Origin of the sequence: Stenotrophomonas sp. PAMC25021, assembly GCF_004795795.1 — a bacterium.
Lineage (GTDB): Bacteria > Pseudomonadota > Gammaproteobacteria > Xanthomonadales > Xanthomonadaceae > Stenotrophomonas > Stenotrophomonas muris.
Map to the genome: position 1 here is coordinate 4,414,837 of NZ_CP039255.1, position 17,852 is coordinate 4,432,688.

The 17,852-nt window shown below is 62.1% G+C and carries 19 protein-coding genes; 13 read left to right on the forward strand and 6 right to left on the reverse strand.

The window, feature by feature from the left end:
• Positions 1-122 precede the first annotated feature (122 nt).
• The 7 genes from E5790_RS20490 (at position 123) to E5790_RS20520 (ending at position 5,724) form a co-directional block, all read left to right on the forward strand.
• Positions 123-488 carry a DUF411 domain-containing protein gene (locus E5790_RS20490; RefSeq protein ID WP_019184727.1) on the forward strand — a complete coding sequence of 122 codons (366 nt, stop codon included), beginning with the start codon at positions 123-125 and terminating at the stop codon, positions 486-488.
• A gap of 70 nt (positions 489-558) precedes the next feature.
• Positions 559-909 (forward strand): four-helix bundle copper-binding protein, encoded by a 351-nt coding sequence (locus E5790_RS20495; RefSeq protein WP_012480213.1) that lies wholly within the window; start codon positions 559-561, stop codon positions 907-909.
• A gap of 178 nt (positions 910-1,087) precedes the next feature.
• Positions 1,088-1,471, forward strand: a complete 384-nt coding sequence (copC, locus tag E5790_RS20500; RefSeq protein ID WP_005413416.1) for a copper homeostasis periplasmic binding protein CopC — start codon at positions 1,088-1,090, stop codon at positions 1,469-1,471.
• Positions 1,472-1,481: 10 nt separating this feature from the next.
• Positions 1,482-2,411: a copper homeostasis membrane protein CopD gene (gene copD / locus E5790_RS20505; RefSeq protein ID WP_017354978.1), complete on the forward strand. Its 930-nt coding sequence runs from the start codon at positions 1,482-1,484 to the stop codon at positions 2,409-2,411.
• Positions 2,412-2,658: 247 nt separating this feature from the next.
• Entirely contained in the window at positions 2,659-4,794 is a 2,136-nt protein-coding gene (locus E5790_RS20510; RefSeq protein ID WP_024957401.1) for a copper-translocating P-type ATPase, read from the forward strand.
• Between the two features lie 28 nt (positions 4,795-4,822).
• Complete coding sequence (locus E5790_RS20515) at positions 4,823-5,098, forward strand: hypothetical protein (protein WP_005413412.1); 276 nt, start codon at positions 4,823-4,825, stop codon at positions 5,096-5,098.
• Between the two features lie 74 nt (positions 5,099-5,172).
• Entirely contained in the window at positions 5,173-5,724 is a 552-nt protein-coding gene (locus E5790_RS20520; RefSeq protein WP_031269107.1) for a DUF305 domain-containing protein, read from the forward strand.
• A gap of 29 nt (positions 5,725-5,753) precedes the next feature.
• Here E5790_RS20520 and E5790_RS20525 read toward each other — a convergent pair whose 3' ends face one another.
• Positions 5,754-5,942 carry an arginase family protein gene (locus tag E5790_RS20525; protein WP_187756563.1) on the reverse strand — a complete coding sequence of 63 codons (189 nt, stop codon included), beginning with the start codon at positions 5,940-5,942 and terminating at the stop codon, positions 5,754-5,756.
• 88 nt (positions 5,943-6,030) lie between these two features.
• Here E5790_RS20525 and E5790_RS20530 point away from each other — a divergent pair, with 88 nt between their 5' ends.
• Positions 6,031-6,318 (forward strand): TonB-dependent receptor, encoded by a 288-nt coding sequence (locus tag E5790_RS20530; RefSeq protein WP_005413409.1) that lies wholly within the window; start codon positions 6,031-6,033, stop codon positions 6,316-6,318.
• 26 nt (positions 6,319-6,344) lie between these two features.
• The gene (locus E5790_RS20535; RefSeq protein WP_005413408.1) at positions 6,345-7,175 is read left to right on the forward strand and encodes a DUF4198 domain-containing protein; all 831 of its coding nucleotides are present in this window, start codon (positions 6,345-6,347) and stop codon (positions 7,173-7,175) included.
• A 104-nt stretch (positions 7,176-7,279) separates the two neighbouring features.
• Here the strand turns inward: E5790_RS20535 and E5790_RS20540 are convergent, their stop codons facing one another.
• The 5 genes from E5790_RS20540 to E5790_RS20560 form a co-directional block, all read right to left on the reverse strand.
• Positions 7,280-10,420, reverse strand: coding sequence for a CusA/CzcA family heavy metal efflux RND transporter (locus tag E5790_RS20540; protein WP_111205579.1), 3,141 nt, complete (start codon positions 10,418-10,420; stop codon positions 7,280-7,282).
• Positions 10,417-11,931, reverse strand: a complete 1,515-nt coding sequence (locus E5790_RS22145) for an efflux RND transporter periplasmic adaptor subunit (RefSeq protein WP_005413406.1) — start codon at positions 11,929-11,931, stop codon at positions 10,417-10,419. Before E5790_RS22145 ends, E5790_RS20540 begins: the two co-directional genes overlap by 4 nt.
• A complete protein-coding gene (locus tag E5790_RS20550) occupies positions 11,928-13,226 on the reverse strand; it encodes a TolC family protein (protein ID WP_281727726.1) in 1,299 nt (432 codons plus the stop codon). The genes E5790_RS22145 and E5790_RS20550 overlap by 4 nt, the downstream gene beginning before the upstream one ends.
• Positions 13,227-13,305: 79 nt before the next feature.
• A complete protein-coding gene (locus tag E5790_RS20555) occupies positions 13,306-13,701 on the reverse strand; it encodes a hypothetical protein (protein WP_005413404.1) in 396 nt (131 codons plus the stop codon).
• A gap of 137 nt (positions 13,702-13,838) precedes the next feature.
• On the reverse strand, positions 13,839-14,102 hold the full coding sequence (locus E5790_RS20560; protein ID WP_021201833.1) for a cation transporter: 264 nt from the start codon (positions 14,100-14,102) through the stop codon (positions 13,839-13,841).
• Positions 14,103-14,396: 294 nt separating this feature from the next.
• On the opposite strand from E5790_RS20560, the gene E5790_RS20565 reads away from it, so the two are divergent.
• The 4 genes from E5790_RS20565 to E5790_RS20580 all read left to right on the forward strand — a co-directional run bounded on the left by E5790_RS20565 (position 14,397) and on the right by E5790_RS20580 (position 16,959).
• Positions 14,397-14,690 carry a BPSL0761 family protein gene (locus E5790_RS20565; RefSeq protein WP_223224794.1) on the forward strand — a complete coding sequence of 98 codons (294 nt, stop codon included), beginning with the start codon at positions 14,397-14,399 and terminating at the stop codon, positions 14,688-14,690.
• Between the two features lie 122 nt (positions 14,691-14,812).
• Positions 14,813-15,634, forward strand: a complete 822-nt coding sequence (locus E5790_RS20570) for an SseB family protein (protein WP_019184713.1) — start codon at positions 14,813-14,815, stop codon at positions 15,632-15,634.
• Between the two features lie 172 nt (positions 15,635-15,806).
• Complete coding sequence (locus tag E5790_RS20575) at positions 15,807-16,439, forward strand: hypothetical protein (protein WP_021201832.1); 633 nt, start codon at positions 15,807-15,809, stop codon at positions 16,437-16,439.
• 88 nt (positions 16,440-16,527) lie between these two features.
• Positions 16,528-16,959, forward strand: coding sequence for an NIF family HAD-type phosphatase (locus tag E5790_RS20580; RefSeq protein WP_031269101.1), 432 nt, complete (start codon positions 16,528-16,530; stop codon positions 16,957-16,959).
• Positions 16,960-17,852 lie beyond the last annotated feature (893 nt).

Here is a 17,852-nt window from a genome sequence, read left to right on the forward strand (position 1 = left end):
TCCTTGCCGTGGCTGGTCTGGGTGCTTGCACCCAGGATGCTTCATCCGCGCAACCCACAACCTCGCCCTCCGCACAGGTTGTCGTCCAATCAGCCGACGCGACTCCAGCAGCCCTGCCACGCATGACCGTCCACAAGACCCCGACCTGCGGGTGCTGCGGTGTCTGGATCGACCACGTGCAGAAGGCGGGATTCACCGTGGATGTGCACGACATGGATGACCTGGGTCTGGTCAAGGAGCGGTTGGGTGTCCCCTATGCAAAGGGCTCCTGCCACACGGCCGAGATCGGCGGATACGTCATCGAAGGCCACGTTCCGGCCGCGGACATCAAGCGTCTCCTCGAAGAAAAGCCGAACGCACGCGGCCTGGTCCTCCCAGGGATGCCGCTTGGTTCTCCGGGCATGGAGGTCCCGGAGGGACGCCAGCAGCCGTTCACGGTCGAGCTGATACATCGCGACGGAACCACCGAACCGTTCGCACAGCACTGATCCGTCGCAGCAACAGGGGACGGTGTTGCGGGCGCGCCGATTCTCGCCCGCGAGGAAGAAGGAGAACTACATGACTCACCATTCCGCAGCACACCGGCCCCAGGCCATGAACGAGTGCATCGACAACTGCACGCAATGCCATGCGATCTGCCTGGAGACCATCAACTACTGCCTGACCAAAGGAGGTGTTCACGCGGCCCCGGAGCACATCGCCCTGTTGGCGACGTGTGCCGATACCTGCGCAACCAGTGCCGACGCGATGCTGCGCGGTGCCAGCGTTCACGACGTGGTTTGCGGTGCCTGCGCGGAGATCTGCCGCCAGTGCGCCGATGCATGCGACGCCATGAACGACCCTGAGATGACGCGCTGCGCCGAAGTTTGTCGCCGCTGCGCGGAAAGCTGCAGCGCCATGGCAGCGTAATGCGTCGAGGATCCCGCCTGAGCCGGTGGGATCCTCGTCTCGCGAAAGCGGAAGTATCAAGAAAATCCGACAAATCGTGGTTTCAGTGACAGTCCGACATCTAACGCTTGTCGCATCGAACACAGCGCGGCCCCTCCCGAACGGGCTTTGCATCACATTCCAATGAGGATTTATCCATATGAAGTCGTCCAACGTCATTCGCTCCTTCGCGCTCGTCCTCGCAATCGCGGCCGGGCAGTTTTCGCTGCAGGTCGCGCACGCCCACGCCGCGCTGCAGCAGTCCACACCGGCGGCAAATGCGGTGGTGGCCTCGCCAGGCCAGATCGATCTCGTGTTCAACGAGACATTGATTCCGCGGGCGTCGCGTCTCAAGTTGCTCATGAAGCACGGCAGTTCCACCATGCCGATCGAGAATTTCACGACCGAGATCGTCAACAACGGCAAGACCCTGCGTGCCAAGTTGCCTGGACCGCTGGCTCCGGGCGTCTATACCGTGGAATACCGCGCCGTCGGTGGTGACAACCACCCCATGCCGGGCAGCTTCAGCTTCACGGTGCGCTGAGGAGTCGCGAATGTTCGACCTGTCGGCTTATGCACTGAGATTCTTGGAATACCTTGTCATCATGGTTCTTTTCGGGGTTCCACTCTTCGGTTGGTACGGGTCGCGTCGATCGGCACTCGCCGACGCCTTGGCCGGGTGGTCACTCATGGGCGTTCTATTGGCGGGTGCCGTAGCCGGTCTCGTGCTCACCGGGCTCGATGTCGTCTTCAAGACCGCGGGCATCATGGGAATGCCGCTTGCCGAGGTTGATCGCGCATCGCTTGGCTGGTATCTGCTCGAGACGTCCGCGGGCCGGGCAGCCATGGCGAGAGGCGCGCTGCTGGTCGCCCTGATGTTCGTGCTCGGATGGCATCGTCGCCGCGGGAAGGTGGAGACCGCCTTCCCGCTGGGGGCGATGCTGGCGGGCGGCGCACTCGCTTCGCTGGCATGGAACGGCCACGCCGCCGCTGGCGAGGGCTTGGCAGGCGCGGTCCGGCTTGCTGCAGGCATCGTCCATCTTCTCGCGGCAGGCGGCTGGATCGCAGCGGTCCTGATGTTCCTTGCCATGCTGCTGCGCGGCAAAGAGACGAACGGCAGCGGGCGTCTGCGATCAACGCATGACTTTCTGCATGGTTTTTCGACGCTGGGAACGATCTTCGTTGGTGCGCTCATCGTGTCCGGCATCGCGCACTACGGGGATCTCACCGCGTGGTCGTTTTCGGCCCTGTTCCAGAGCACCTACGGGAAGTTGCTGCTTTTCAAACTGGCCCTGTTCGCTGGAATGCTGGGTTTGGGAGCGCTGCACCGATGGACGCTGGTGCCGCGCTTGGAACGAGCGCTGACCAGCGGAGATCCCGCGCAGGAGGTGCGGGCTTTGCGGCAGAGTGTTACGGCTGAGGCCGCGCTGGCCATCTTGATCCTGATTGTTGTTTCAGTGCTCGGGACGCTCAGCCCCGAATAGCTGTGTAACCCGCAATGGCACACTGCCTTGGCAGTCCATCCCCACTAAAGCGAGCATCGGCATGAACTCACCGTCGTCCCATGACCATCACCATTCTGCAGGCGCAGCCCCTGTCGAGGCTGCGGATGGACGGGTCATCACCAATCCCGTCCGCTATACGGACGATGCTCCCCAGCAAGTTGAAGTGACCGCCCCAGCAGCGGTGGCCCAACCCAGCGGTACCCACGCCACGGTCTACACCTGCCCGATGCATCCGCAGATTCGTCAGCCAGGTCCCGGCACCTGTCCGATCTGCGGCATGGCGCTGGAGCCGGAGATGCCCTCGCTGGAGGAGGACGACAATCCAGAGTTACGCGATTTCACCCGAAGGTTCTGGTGGACGTTGCCTTTGACGTTGATCGTCCTGGTCTTGGCCATGCTGGGACACCGTCTGCCCGGCTTGTCCACGCAGGCGCGCACCTGGATTGAGCTCGTGCTGAGCGCCCCGGTGGTGCTCTGGGCGGGGTGGCCTTTCTTTGAGCGCTGCCTACAGTCCATCGGCAATCGCAGCCCCAACATGTGGACGCTGATCGGCATCGGCGTGGCCGCCGCGTTTGGCTACAGCGTGGTGGCCACCGTGGCACCGGACCTGTTTCCGGACTCTTTCCGCGAGCATGGACGGGTAGGGGTCTACTTCGAGGCGGCAGCGGTCATCGTCTCGCTCACCCTGCTCGGACAGCTGCTGGAACTGCGGGCGCGTTCCAAAACCTCGGCGGCCATCAAGTCCCTGCTGGGATTGGCGCCCAAGACGGCTCGCCGCGTCAAACCCGATGGGGGCGAAGAGGACGTTGCGCTGGATCACGTGCACGTGGGTGATCTGCTTCGCGTACGACCGGGCGAGAAGGTGCCGGTCGATGGGGAAGTCATCGAAGGCCGCGCCAGTGTCGATGAGTCGATGCTGACCGGTGAACCCATTCCGGTGGAGAAGGCTGTCGGTGATCACGTTATAGGCGCCACGCTCAACGGGACGGGCGCCTTAGTCATCCGGGCGGACAAAGTCGGATCCGGGACGGTACTGGCGCAGATTGTGCAGTTGGTAGCCCAAGCCCAGCGCTCCCGCGCGCCGATGCAGCGTATGGCGGACAAGGTGGCGTACTGGTTTGTCCTGGCCGTGCTGGCCACGGCGGTGCTCACGTTCTTCGGATGGGGTCTGTTTGGACCCGAACCGTCCTGGACCTTTGCCGTCCTCAATGCCGTATCGGTTCTGATCATTGCTTGCCCGTGTGCCTTGGGTTTGGCTACCCCCATGTCGATCATGGTCGCCACTGGCCGCGCTGCGCAGGTCGGGGTCCTGTTCCGCGATGCTCAGGCGATCGAGCAGCTACGTCTGATCGACACGTTGATCGTGGACAAGACCGGTACGTTGACCGAGGGGCGTCCAGCCTTTCGCGACACGCTCTCCAACGCCGGCTTCGACGCCGATCAGATCCTTTGTTTGGCCGGCAGCTTGGAGCAGGGCAGTGAGCACCCCTTGGCCGAGGCCATCGTGGCTGAAGCCCAGCGACGTGGCTTGAACCTGGTGGCCGCCCAAGATTTTGATTCGCTCACCGGCCAAGGCGTCCGCGGGCGCGTGTCCGATCAGGATGTCGTGCTCGGCAACCAAAGCCTGATGGCGTCGGTTGGCGCCGATGTAGCACCTTTGCAAAGCAGCGCCGAGCGTCTTCGGAAAGAAGGCGCTAGCGTGATGTTCCTGGCGGTCAATGGTCGGTTGGCCGGCGCCATTGCGGTGGCTGATCCCATCAAAGCCACGACCTTGCCTGCCTTGAACCTGCTACGTGCCGATGGCCTGCACGTGGTGATGGCCTCCGGTGACGCACAGGCGACGGCCGAGGCCGTGGGGCGCACGCTGGGCATCGAGGATGTGCGTGGTGGCGTCAAGCCGCAGGACAAGGCCGACCTGGTCCAGCAACTCAAAGCCCAGGGTCGTCGCGTGGCCATGGCTGGCGATGGCATCAACGATGCGCCGGCCCTGGCGGCAGCCGATGTGGGCATCGCGATGGGGACGGGCACGGATGTGGCCATGTCCAGCGCCCAGCTCACCCTGGTCAAGGGTGATTTGAGGCGCATCGTGCAAGCCCGTGCCATCTCGTCTTTGACGGTGGCCAATATGAAGCAGAACCTGGGCTTCGCCTTCGTCTACAACGCCATCGGCGTGCCTATCGCCGCCGGCTTGCTGTATCCCAGCTTCGGCCTTTTGCTCAGTCCGATGATGGCGGCCCTGGCCATGAGCCTGAGCTCGGTTTCGGTGGTCACCAATGCCCTGCGTTTGTCCGGCTCCACCGTTGTTGCCACCCCCCACCCTGACCGCGCCGATGAGCCTGCGCGCGGCCATTCCTGTCACTGATGGCTCATATCCCACAAGGAGTACTGCAATGAAGCGTTATGCCTCCCTCTCGATGATGGCCTTGTTCCTGATGGCGGGCGCGGCCTTCGCCGGCGGCCAGACCACCACGCCCACCACCGACCACGGTCAGCACAAGCCGGCGGCGGCCGATGCCGATTTCACCAAGCTCGATGCCAACAAGGACGGCTCGCTGTCCAAGGAAGAACTGGCCAAGCACAAGCTGGCGCCGCACTTTGGCATGCTCGATAGCAACAAAGATGGCAAGCTGAGCCCGCAGGAATTCGCTGCCGGCAAGGGTATGTAAGTGTTCTCAGCCCGGGAGCTGTTCCAACAGTTCGCGGGTTCTTCCGCCGTTCTGCCATTCCCACGGAGATTGTTATGTCCTCTTCGCACGGTACGCACGAAAACGCGCAAGACCCGCAGTCCCAGCACGCAAAACCGCACGCCTCACACCAACCTGCCCACCAGGCACAACAAGGGCATCAAGGCCATTACGGCCGCCTGTTGTTGATGATGGGCCTGTCTTTCGTGGCCATGTACGCATTGATGTACGCAATGGTCGATCAGTGGGCTAACGTCTATAACAACGTGAACCAGTTCTACATGGCGGGCCTGATGGCCGCTCCCATGCTGCTGATCGAGCTGTGGCTAATGTCCAGCATGTACCCCGATCGCCGACGCAATCTGATTCTGGCTGGTCTGACGGTGGCGTTCATGCTGTTCTGCTGGTGGGGCATTCGCACTCAAGCAGCGGTCACTGACAAACAGTTCATCCGTTCGATGATTCCCCACCACGCTGGCGCCATCCTGATGTGTGAGGAGAATCGTCTGAAGGATCCTGAGTTGGTGAAGCTCTGCCAGGACATTATTACCTCGCAGACACAGGAGATCGCGCAAATGAAGCAGTTGCTGGCTGAGCGTTCCCATTAGCTCACTGCCTTTTGCCAGCCGATATCACTTCACTGAGCCTGCGCACTGACCATTCGGTGGATCAAACGCGCGGCCACACGTGCGGTGGCTTGATCCGGATCCAGGGGCGGACACAGTTCCGCCACGTCGACCACACGTACCTTGCCCGAGGCCATGACCAGATCCAGCAGGGCTTCCAGGACCTCCAGACTCACCCCGCGTGGGTTGGGGGCGCTCACGCCCGGGGCCACCACCATTGAGTACGCCGGCAAGATCACCAGCGGCTTGGGTAGCTACACCCAGTGGCGTGGCTTGGGCTCACTGCGTATGGGCAAGAACCGTTGGACCGGCGTCTATTCGGCGCAGTACATCGGCAGCGCGGACGACATCATCGCCGTGCCCGACACGATCGGCTCGCATGTGTCCAGCGTGGTGTACCACAGCCTGCAACTGAGCTACGGCATCAAGAAGAAGTGGGATATCTCCGCCGGCGTTGAAAAAGTGCTCGATAAGAAGGCGCCGTTCGTGAAGAACAACCCCAACACCGACACCGACACCATGACGTACGACTTGCTGGGTCGTCGCTGGAATGTCCGCTTTGGTTACCACTGGTAAGCCACGATCACGAGGAGCTACACATCATGAGAAACACGCAACTATCCGCCACACTACTGCTGTTCGCTGTGGCCGGCAGTGCCGGTGCGCACGACCTGTTTGTCGCTTTCTCCAAGCCTGGCACCGCAGCGGGCGAGGCGAACACAGCGTTGGTGAACAATGGCACCTTCGATGAAAGTGCAGGTGCAGTCACCCGAGCGCGTCTACAGGACGTTTCGCTGAGTCAGGGCGGCGCTAAGGCTGCACCGGACTTGGCCAGTTGGAAAGAGGTCGGCAAGCAGAGCCAGCTCACCGTGCATCCGGCGGGCGAGGGCACCTATCTGCTGGGGGTCTCGACGATGGCCTCCACCAGCACGCGTACGGCCAGCGAGTTCGGCAAGTACCTGGAGTTGGAAGACTTGCCCGATACCCTGGCCACCTATGATGCGAGCAAGTTTCCCAAAGGGGTCACCTATAGCTATACCAAGCATGCTCGTACCATTGGACAGGTGGGCACAAAACTGACCGACGATTTCGCTGCCTCGCTGGGCTATCCGCTGGAGATCCGCTTGGCCCGCAATCCTGGAAGCGTGAAGGTCGGCGAACAGCTGTCGTTCCAGGTGCTGCAGCAGGGCACGCCAGTGCCCAACCTACGCGTGTACGTCGGTCATCGTGCTGACGCACCGGTCAAGGGTGGGCACGGTAGCGCTACGCTCCTGCGCACCGATGCCCAAGGCCAAGCCAGTTTCCAGGTGACCACCGCCAAGACCTGGTACATCCACACCAATCACATTGTGCCCTCTACACAAAAGGGTTTGGATTTTGTGTCGGATCGGGCGTCGCTGAGCTTTGAGATTTCCCCGCACGCCGGGCACTGATAAGTAAGCATGTAGGCGGTACTCTCCCCTTTGACGCCAGTCATGACTTCTTCCATGACTGGCGTCTTTTTGTGGGGACTTACCTCAAGTGCTCAGTCTGTCTCTCATTGGTCGCCCCGCGCCGCGCGCAATCCACGTCGCCGCACTAGATAGAACGCTGCGGGAATCACCACCATAGAGAGCACCGGTGCGGTGAGCATGCCACCCAGCATCGGCGCGGCGATACGTTGCATGACCTCCGAGCCGGCACCGGCACCGACGAAAAGCGGAAACAACCCGGCCAGGATGACGGCTACCGTCATCGCCTTCGGGCGCACCCGTTGCACGGCGCCTTCGTAGATAGCCTCTTGCAGGGTAGACACATCTTCCGGCGCACCGCTGGCCAAGCGCTGCTCCCAGGCATGACGCAGGTACAGCAGCATGATGACGCCGAACTCAGCCGCAACGCCGCCCAGGGCGATGAATCCGATCACGCTGGCCACCGAAATCGCATGGCCCAGCCCCCAGATCAACCAGAAACCGCCCACCAACGCCAAGGGCAAGCTGAGCAGGATGATGGATACATCGCTAAGCCGGCGAAACACCATCCAGATGACCAGGAAGATGATCGCCAACGCCGCGGGCACCACCCATTGCAGGCGTGCCAAAGCCCGTTGCAGATACTCGTACTGCCCCGACCACGCCAGACCATAGCCGGCAGGCAAACTCACCTGGGTCTGCACCGCGGCTTGCAGGTCCTGGACCACCGATCCCAAGTCGCGATCGGCCACATCCACGTAGATGTAGCCCACCAACCGGCCGTTATCGCTCTTGAGCATCGGCGGGCCTGGGCTGATTGACAGCTCCGCCACCTGGCTCAAGGTCAGTTGCACACCGCCTGGCGCGATCAGCGGCAGATCCTGCAAGGCCTGCAACGAGTCACGCTGGCCACGGGGGTAGCGCAAGACGATGGGATAGCGTTCGCGCCCCTCGATCGTTTCCCCGATTGGATCACCGCCAACGACCGTGGCAATCAGTTGCTGGAGTTGGCCTTGAGTGAATCCGTAACGTGCAGCGATTTCCGGGCGCACCTGTACATCGACATAGCGCCCACCCGTGACGCGTTCGGCCAGTGCCGAACTCACGCCGGGCACAGTCTTGGCCACCTGCTCGATCTGCTGGCTCAGGCGCTCGATCTGCTCCACATCGGGTCCGGAGACCTTGATCCCAATCGGGCTCTTGATGCCGGTGGCCAACATATCGATGCGATTGCGAATGGGCGGGACCCATAGGTTGGTCAGACCGGGAATCTTGACCGCTGCGTCCAACTCCTGGCGTAGCTTCTGGGGGGTCATGCCCGGGCGCCATTGATCCCGCGGCTTGAAGGTCACGGTGGTCTCAAACATTTCGATCGGTGCCGGATCGGTCGCACTTTCGGCACGGCCCGCCTTGCCGAACACGTGCTCAACCTCCGGTACGGTCTTGATCATCCGGCCCGAGAGCTGGAGCAACTGACGGGCCTTGTCGGCGGACAGGCCGGGCAGGGCCGTGGGCATGTACAACAGGCTGCCTTCTTCCAAGGGCGGCATGAACTCACTGCCCAACCGGCTAAAGGGGATCAAGGTGAGCACTAGCAGCAGGCCGCTGAGCAGCAAGGTGACACCGGGATGTTTGAGGACCCACAGCAGGATGGGCCGATAGCCAGCGATCAGGATGCGATTGATGGGGTTCTGCTGTTCCGGGCGGATGCGGCCGCGGATCAGGTAGCCCATCAAGACGGGGATCAAGGTCACCGACAACCCTGCTGCGGCGGCCATCGCGTAGGTCTTGGTGTAGGCCAGAGGCGAGAACAATCGCCCTTCCTGCGCCTGCAGGGCAAAAACCGGCACGAAAGACAGGGTGATGACCAGCAAGCTGGCGAACAGGGCCGGTCCGACCTCGGCCGCCGAGCGGGCCATCAGCTGCCAGCGCTCCTCACCCTGAGGTTCCCGGCCGTGCGCCTCCCGCCAGTGCTCCAGATGCTTGTGTGCATTTTCGATCATCACCACCGCTGCATCGACCATCGCACCAATGGCGATGGCGATGCCGCCTAATGACAGCAAGTTGGCGGAGATCCCCTGGGCGTGCATCACGATGAAGGCCGCCAGGATACCCAAAGGCAGGGTGATGACGGCCACCAACGCCGAGCGTAGGTGCCACAGGAACAGCAGGCATACCAGCGCTACGACCAGAAACTCTTCGCCAAGCTTGTGGGTGAGGTTGCGTACCGCATCCTGGATCAGCTCGGAGCGGTCGTACACCGGCACCACTTCCACGCCCTCGGGCAAGCTGGATTGCAACGCCTGCAGTCGCGCTTTGACGTTCCAAATGGCCCCCAAGGCATCCTTGCCGGTCCGCAGGACGATCACGCCGCCGGCCACCTCACCTTGACCATCCAACTCTGCGATACCACGACGGAAGACCGGCCCGCGACTGATCGTGGCCACCTCGCCGAGCAGGACGGGGATGCCGTCGTTGCCGGTTACCGGCACCTGTTCGAACGCCTCCTGTGTGCGCAGGTAGCCTTCGCTGCGCACCATCAGTTCGGCTTCGCCTTGTTCGATCACCGAGCCCCCGGTAGCGCCGTTGGCCGCATCCACCGCCTCGATGAGCTCGGCCACCGTCAGTCCACGGGCCGCCAACGCCTGCGGATCGGGCTGGATCTGCCAGGCGCGCACCGCACCGCCCACACTGGCTACTTCAGCCACGTCCGGCACGGTTTTTAGCTCATAACGAAGAAACCAGTCCTGCAAAGCACGCAGCTGCCCCACATCACGTTGACCTGTCCGATCCACCAAGGCGTACTGGTAGATCCAGCCCAGTCCTGTCGCATCAGGACCCAGCGCCGGATTCACATTCGGCGGAAGTCGATCGCGTACCTGGCTCAAGTACTCGAGCACTCGAGAGCGCGCCCAGTAAAGATCAGTGGCATCGTCAAACAGGATGTAGACGAATGAATCACCGAAGAAGGAGAAGCCGCGTACCGCCTTCACGCCCGGCACGGACAACATCGTGGTGGCCAACGGGTAGGTGACCTGGTCTTCGATGATGCGCGGGGTTTGCCCCGCCCATTGCGTGCGGATGATGACCTGGGTATCGGACAGGTCCGGCAGCGCATCCAGCGGCGTGTTCTTTACCGACCAGATACCGACCACCGCCAGCAGCGCGGCGGCAACCAGCACCAGCACGCGATTGGCGATGCAAGCATGGATCAGGCGCGCGATCATGGTGTGCCCTCCATCGCTTCGGACATGACCTCGCTTGCCTGGCAATCAGCGGCTGCGGCGGGGCCGAACTTGGGTACCAACTGCATATCCATGAACGGTGACTTGCCCGGCTTGTCGAAATGCTTCTCCGGCACCATCGGGTCATACCAGTACTGCACCGGGCAGCGCGGCGGCGTAGAGGTGGAGGTGTCTGGCGCGACAGGCGCCGGCTGTCTGGACGGTGACGGCACGACAGTGCGTGGTTCGTGCCCGGCGTCATGGCGCTCGTGCACACCTGATGCGCTGGCAGGGCGTGTCGGTTGTGCAGCACCCAGGCGCTCCAACGCACCGGAGAGACTGGCTTCGGAGTCGAGCAAGAACTGACCCGAGACGACCACGCGTTCACCACCGGCCAAGCCTGCCACGATCTGCGTGCGCCCTTGCACGCTACGTCCCACACTCACCCGCACTGGCCGGAAGCTCCCGTCCGGATCCTGCACGATGACCCGGCTGTCCCGCCCGGTGGCGATCAGCGCCTCCGTGGGAACGACTGGCAGGGCCTGCTCGGCGTCGGGCTGCACCAGAACCTCGGCGAACATGCCCGGCACCAGCCGACGCTGCGGGTTGCGCAGCACAATTCGCGCCCGCTGCGTGCGACTAGCCATGTCGACCTGGGGAAGCAACGCCTGGATCTGTCCGGCAAAGCGCTCTGCCGGCCAGGCACTGACCGTGGCCTGCACTGAGGTCCCCGGCCGCAAGGTGCCCAGCGCTGCCTGGGGTACCGAGGCCTCCAGCCACAACGTGTCCAGCCCATTGATCTTGAACAGTGGCGTACCGGGCATCACCGTCTGTCCCTCGCGTGCCAGGATCTCGGTCACGACACCACTGTGGTCTGCGCTAAGCACGACGCCACTTCTGGCCGAGGCGCCAGAAGGAACACCCAACGAACGCAACCGTTGTTGCGCCGCACCCTGCAGCTCACGCGCGCCCGCGGACTGAGCTTGGCTCAGGGCATGTGCTTCGGCGATGGCCGCGTTCCATGCCGGGGCCTGCACGGTGGCCAGCGTTTGACCACGACGAACCTCGGTAAACGGCGCCTTTACCTGCACGTGGGTGATCAAGCCTTCCATGCGCGCACTGATCACGCTTTCCTGGGTCAGATCCCACGTCAGTGTGCCCGGCACGCGTACGGCAGTCCCTAGTAACTCTACCGTCACTTCCTGAGTGCGTATGCCCACGTTCTGCTGCAGGCGCGGATCGATCTGCGTTCCGCCCCCTATGGCCTCATCTGCGTATTTGGGCAGCAACTCCATATCCATGAACGGAGATTTGCCCGGCTTGTCGAATCGCTGCTCCGGCGCCATGGGGTCGTACCAGTACAGCACCTTGCGTGCTTGATCTGCGACGCTCGTGCCGGGGGGCGGGGTGGTATCAGAGGTTCGAGTCATCCAGGCGTAGCCGCCGGCAAAGCCGAGCGCCAGCAACCCGAGGGCCACGGCGAGCTGTGTGAGACGCGTCTTGGTCGGGCTCATGGCGTGTTCTCCTCATGGGGTAGCAGATAGGCCAGTGCCGCCCAGGCACGGCCCTGTTCGCCCAGCAGACGGGCGTTCTCCAGGTGCAATTCGATCTCATCGCGCCGCGCTTCCAGCCACGGCTGCAGGTCGGCACCGGCGCCGTAGGCGGCCAACGCCGTGCGTGCACGATCGCGCGCCAAAGGCAGGCTCTGCGTGTTCTGGCGCTCCAACTGGCCGGTTAACCCGCGCCATCGCGCTATCGCGCGTTGCACCGACTCGGCTTGGATGCGCCGGGCCTCATCGCGCTCTGCGGACACCGCCTCCAGCTCGGCCCGCCGTGCCGCGATGCCTCGTGCTTGGCGGTTCTTCTGGAACAGCGGCAGGCCCACACCCACTTCCACCATGAGCATGTCGCTGCGCGCCATGCCGTCGGGTGCGCGCTCGCGACGTCCGTAGGTGAGCTCCACACTCCAATCCGGGCGGGTTTCGGCCACGGCCGCATCCACCTGGGCCTGGGCTAAGCTCTCGCGTGCCTCCCAGCCCAGTAGTGGCGTGTGTTGGTCCAGTTTGGCCAGCAGTTGGGTGGGCTCCAATGGCAACTGCGAAAAATCCGGTGCCGCACCACTGGCCAAGATCGCCTCTGGTGCAATACCCAACCACCGCGCCAGGCCGGCCTGCGCGGCGGCGTGCTCCGCATGTACCTGCTCCAGGCGATTGTCCAACTGCAGTAGGGCGGCCTGGGCGGCAAGCACATCACTGGCCCCGGCCGTGCCGCCTGCCAAGCGAGCACGCGCCGCACGCTCGGCTATACGGGCCGGCTCGCGCAGACCTTCCAACGCATCTACGGCTTGCTGCGTACTCCACAGCTCGATCCAGGCCAGCGCGGCCGCTTGGGCCACCATCTGCTGTTCGGCCATCGACAGTGAGCGCGCTTGCGCCAGCGTCGCTTGCGCCAACGCGTGCTCGGCACGTCGTTTCGCACGCGCAGGAAACTCCTGCATCAGACCGATTTGCTGGGTGGTCATCTCATCGGCCCGCAAGCTGAAGGCATCGGGTCCGCTGACGGGCCAGTTCGCCAGCCCCACGATCAAACGTGGGTCGGGAAGCGCGCCAGCACGCGCGGCTTCTTCGGTACTGGCATCGATCTGCGATCGGCGCACCTGCAGGGTTGGGGCGTTAGCAAGCGCCCGTTGTAGGGCTTCTGTGTAGCTGATCGGGATAGCGCGCGATGCCGCCAGCACAGGACCACTGAGCGCCAGGGCAAACACGAACCCACACGCCATCTTGCGCCTTGCACGCAAGAAGAAAGACATCTCCATAAGACCTCCGGGAAACGACAACGAGCGCGCTGCAACGCATGCAGCACGAGCACGGGTCAATCCAGGAGGGGGCTTAAATCAGCAGGCTACAGAAGCGCTGCAGGGGAGGCGGATCGGACACGCACACCGGAACATCCCGATACAACTGCGCGTGTACCGGTGGCAACAGAGCCTGCACCAGCGCGAAGGCGGCCAGCGCGGGCTGGTAAGGCACTTGAGGGGCCTTCGCATCGGCCGTGGCGATGTGATCGCGCTGGCAATGCTGGTCGCACAACGCCGGAGCATCGGGATCCGGCGTGGACATCTCTTCGCAACCGACCATCAGGGTCGCTTGTCCAGCTTCCACCGATTCCAGCGGACAGGCGTAAGCCACCAGCGCGAGTTGCTGCAGCAGCAGCGCCCACAGTCCCAGCCATGCCAGTCGGGCACGAGAACGGGGTCGCCGCCATCGCCTCAGCAGCCTCACCATGACAGCTCCCGCACGCCCGAAGCAGCGCCTGCGGACGCTGGGCAGATCAGGGCAGGGGACGTGCGAGCTCTCATGATGGCCAGTCTAGCCCTCTTGGGGCCGACTGTCATTGATCAGGATCAAGCCCTCGCGCGGACTCAGCGGTGGCATCCGCCGCAGCAGGAGGATGCGACGGCCGGGGCGGCCGGCGTACCAGCCTCAGAAGGGAGCACCGCAGCGATCACATAGCCTTGCCGCTGGATAGCCTCAACCGCCTGTTCTACGGCAAGCAGGCCCTCGATCTTGACCACGCCACTGCCCAGATCGACGTCCACCTGGGCGTGGGGGTCAAGGGCCTGAATGGCTTGGGTGACCGTTCGGACACAGTGACCACAGGTCATACCTTCAACAACGAGATTCATGGACAACCCTCCAAAAGCATCGGCGGTTTGCCGACGGCGTGACGATGAGCCTTCCCACGGTGGGAAGGTCAAACGACAGGCAAGTTGAGTGGTAATCCGTCCCGCGTTGTTGACCTTCCCATCATGGGAAGGCTCAGGCTACCTGCTCGTTCCTATTGGCCCTCACTCCATGGACATAACGCTCACTTATGCGAATTAAGTTATTGATTATATTACATTAATACAGGAATCGCAAGGTCTGTAGTTGCACCGTGCCCTGGCCGGCCACAAACGCGATAAGCTAAGCATTCCTTAGTGCTAGTCATTCTTGATGTCATGACGATGCCATCTGAGCGCACCCGCAATGTGCTGCAGGCGGGCGCGTTCCTCAGGCAGCTAGCGGCCAGCCAAGCCGTGCCTAAAGAGGTGCGGCAAGAGGCATATCGACTGCTGCGGCACTATCCAACCGTCAGCGACATCGAGGCGATTGCTGAGCACGAAGAGCGGCTGCGAGCGCTGACCCAGTCGGCCTTCGTACGACCCTACCTGAGCAGCGAGATCGAGGCGGATTGGTTCTCCGGGTACCCGCTCGGCCCTCATCGCATCTGACCATGAAGCAACCGAGCAGGCCGCGTGGAAGAGGGACTACGTCTGCGGAGACAGCGCTGGAGGCTTCCTTTGAACGGGCCCGCGACAGTGCGGCCGAGGAACGCGCATTCTTCAAGCGACTGATGGATGCGATCGTGTACGTGCATGCGCCCATCTCGGACGACGCGCAGACACTGCGGCTGGTCCAGTTCCGCCATCCTGACGGTTTCGATGCGATCCCTTTCTTTACCTCGCTCGACAAGGCGCAGGCGGCCAGCTCGTCTGCTGTCAGAATTCTGGGAGTTTCAGGCCGTGAGCTGCTAACCGGTACTCGCGGCGCGACGTTGATGCTCAATCCCAACTACGGCGGCGTTGTCCTGTACCCGGAAGAGGTTGCGACATTGTTGGATACGGGCTTTCTGGCCAGGGTGGAACGTCTGGCGCCGGCGGAGTTCGCGGTGAGACCTGCCCAGGCCGCGCCGGCTTGGCTCGCTCCGGCCATCAGCGGCAGCCTTGAGCACGCCGACTTCGTCTCGTCGGCCTATCTCCTGGAAACTCACTCGTCAGGGGGCGTCGAACAGCCTCCCGGTCTGTTGATCTGGCTGGTGGTGGACCTGGCTTTCGCCGAGCGGGCGGCTCGTCTGGTGACCACCGCCATACAGCCCTTATGCTCAGATTTGGACGTCATCATCGACTTGGCGGTCCACGACGTATCGCTGCCTTTGCCGGCGGGCTTGGATGATCCCCAGATCCTGCCCATATTTTTTCACGAGAATCAAGCCAACTTGAGCACAGCTCATCGGCCTATGAGCCCTGAAGATAAGCTACTAGCACTCCTTCCGGGATTGACCGAGGAAGAGAAGGAACGGCGGACCCGCGAGGGTATGGCCGACGTCGACGCTGGACGTACGATCCCGCACGAGGAACTACTGCAATGGATCAGGCGACGGTCAGAGCCTTCTTGAAGGTTTCCGTTGGGTCAGGAGCGTGGAAACTCTTGAATCCAATATTCAAGAAGGGCACGCGTGCCTGAGCAGTACTCCAGGAATGCCTGTGTCACGCGGCTTCTGGTTCAATCAAGCCTAGGTCTGTAATCCACGAACTGCCTGACGTCGAGGGGTGTTTCCTCGTTGAATCATGGTGTTAGAGACGATTCGGCTGTTTTTCTCACGAATCCCTGCCGACCTTCTTGAAAAACTGAACCAGACCTACCCAAACGCTTCCGTAAGGCAGGTGGTGAGAGGGCAGGTTAAGCACATCAGGGATAGCAATCCCAAGGAGATAGAAGCGCTACGACAGGAGGCCAACGATCAACTTCCTACTATCGCCGAGCTAAAGAGGGTCAGTGCGGTTGATCCAGAGTTCCGGATGGAAAACAGCTTCTTTGGGCCCAAGCCAGTCATCACCGCCCGCATCATCAACCGCTCAACACTGCCATTGAGCGAAGCGAGCTGGAATGCGGCGCTGTACATCAATGGCGATGTACAGCCTGTAGCCACGTCGAAGGTGCGCAGCGATTTCCGTTCCATCGAAGGCCTCAAGCCCGAACACCATGTTACGGCTCGATTCACTGTCGGATTCGTCAAGGGCGATAAGGCCTGGACCACCTTGGCAATTCGTCAAGCTACATCCACACGCGTCGAGCTGGAGATGATCCCTGAGACAGCAATGGACTTTACGGACAAAGCCTATCTAAGTGCCGATCTTCAGAAGCGCATTGATTTCCTTGAGAACCAACTCAAGCAAGCGAGCGAGTTCGAAGATGTCTGATGCTACCAAGCCCCGCCGGCGGATCACCCTCCGGCGGGGCTTGGTAGCGGTACCGACGTTCACCCCCGCCAAAGAGGACCATTACACAATGCGCCCGTCCATCCTCGCCTTGGACTTAGAAGGAACGCTGATTTCCAACGCTGTAAGCCAGATCCCGCGCCCGGGCCTCTACGAATTTCTGGAGTCGGCAAAGTCGCTCTTTGAGGGTCTAGTCATCTTCACCACAGTTCCGGAGCCTAGATTTCGCGAGATTGCCGACCTATTGGCTTGCGAAGGAGCGGCCCCGGGTTGGTTTGCCCGCTTGCCATACATAGACTGGACTGGGCCGACGAAGGATCTTGCCAACGTTTCCCAGCCCATCGGCTCTGCATGGCTACTAGATGATTACGCCCCCTATGTACAACCGGGACAGGAACATTGCTGGGTCCCGGTTCAACTGTTTTGTTCTCCTTACCCCGAGGACGACGCGGGACTGGACGATGCCATCGAGGCAATCCGTAAGCGACTGAACGAGTACTAGAGGGCCATCTCTCGGCCAGCGTCCAATGGGCCACAGGCTCGCCGGTCAACCAAGGTCCAGCGCTTCGTTGGAGAACCGTCGATATAGACCTGGGGGGGCGTTTACCGCGATAGAGTCCTGAGCCCCCTCAAACCATCTCATGGACCCGTGGCAGCTGGTCGGTCTACTCAGACTAGAAGCTAAAGCTGCCAACTGCCGCTAGGTTCCAGCCAGTACGCCATGCCCAGCGGCAGGAAAGTCTCCATTGCAACGTCCAGGATCAACGGCTGACGCCAACCCTGACCAGGCAAGAAGCAAAAATCCTTCCGGGCGAGGGTTCCAGCTTGCTCGCGTCCAGCTAACCAGATGCATCTGCGTTTTATCTCGCGATCAAGTGCTCGCCTCGCGGCATGCTCATCCAAACCGCTTTGTATGAACTCCGAGGCAGAATTTCGCATGCTCGCCCACAGCACGTAGCGCTTACGCCCCAAGCTGAGCGCATTCCATTCAGGCGATCCAATCGACTGAAGCCCGTCGCCTAGCTTCGGGTCCAACCGATGCTTCCGCAGAAGGTTTGCCAAGTACGCTCGAGCTTCGGTGGATGCCAGTGAAATTCCGAGATTCCGCCTCGCACTGGGCGTGCACTCAGCCGCCCACTGGGTGAGCGACCGGGTCAATGCCGACTCAAGGTTCAAGTCACTGCGAGACCACGGAGATTTGTAGGACCAAGCCAGGGGCTCATACAGAGATCTTGCGGCAAGCCGAGAACATTCGACTGGTTCGCGATGGAGGACGCGCAGCGTCGCAAGCGTGTCAAGTGCCTGCGAGGCCAACCCCTCAGCAGCTACCGGCGAACTAGCCGTTCTTGAGCGCTCTAGCGCGCACCACGCGCACGCAAGAAAGGGACCTATTGA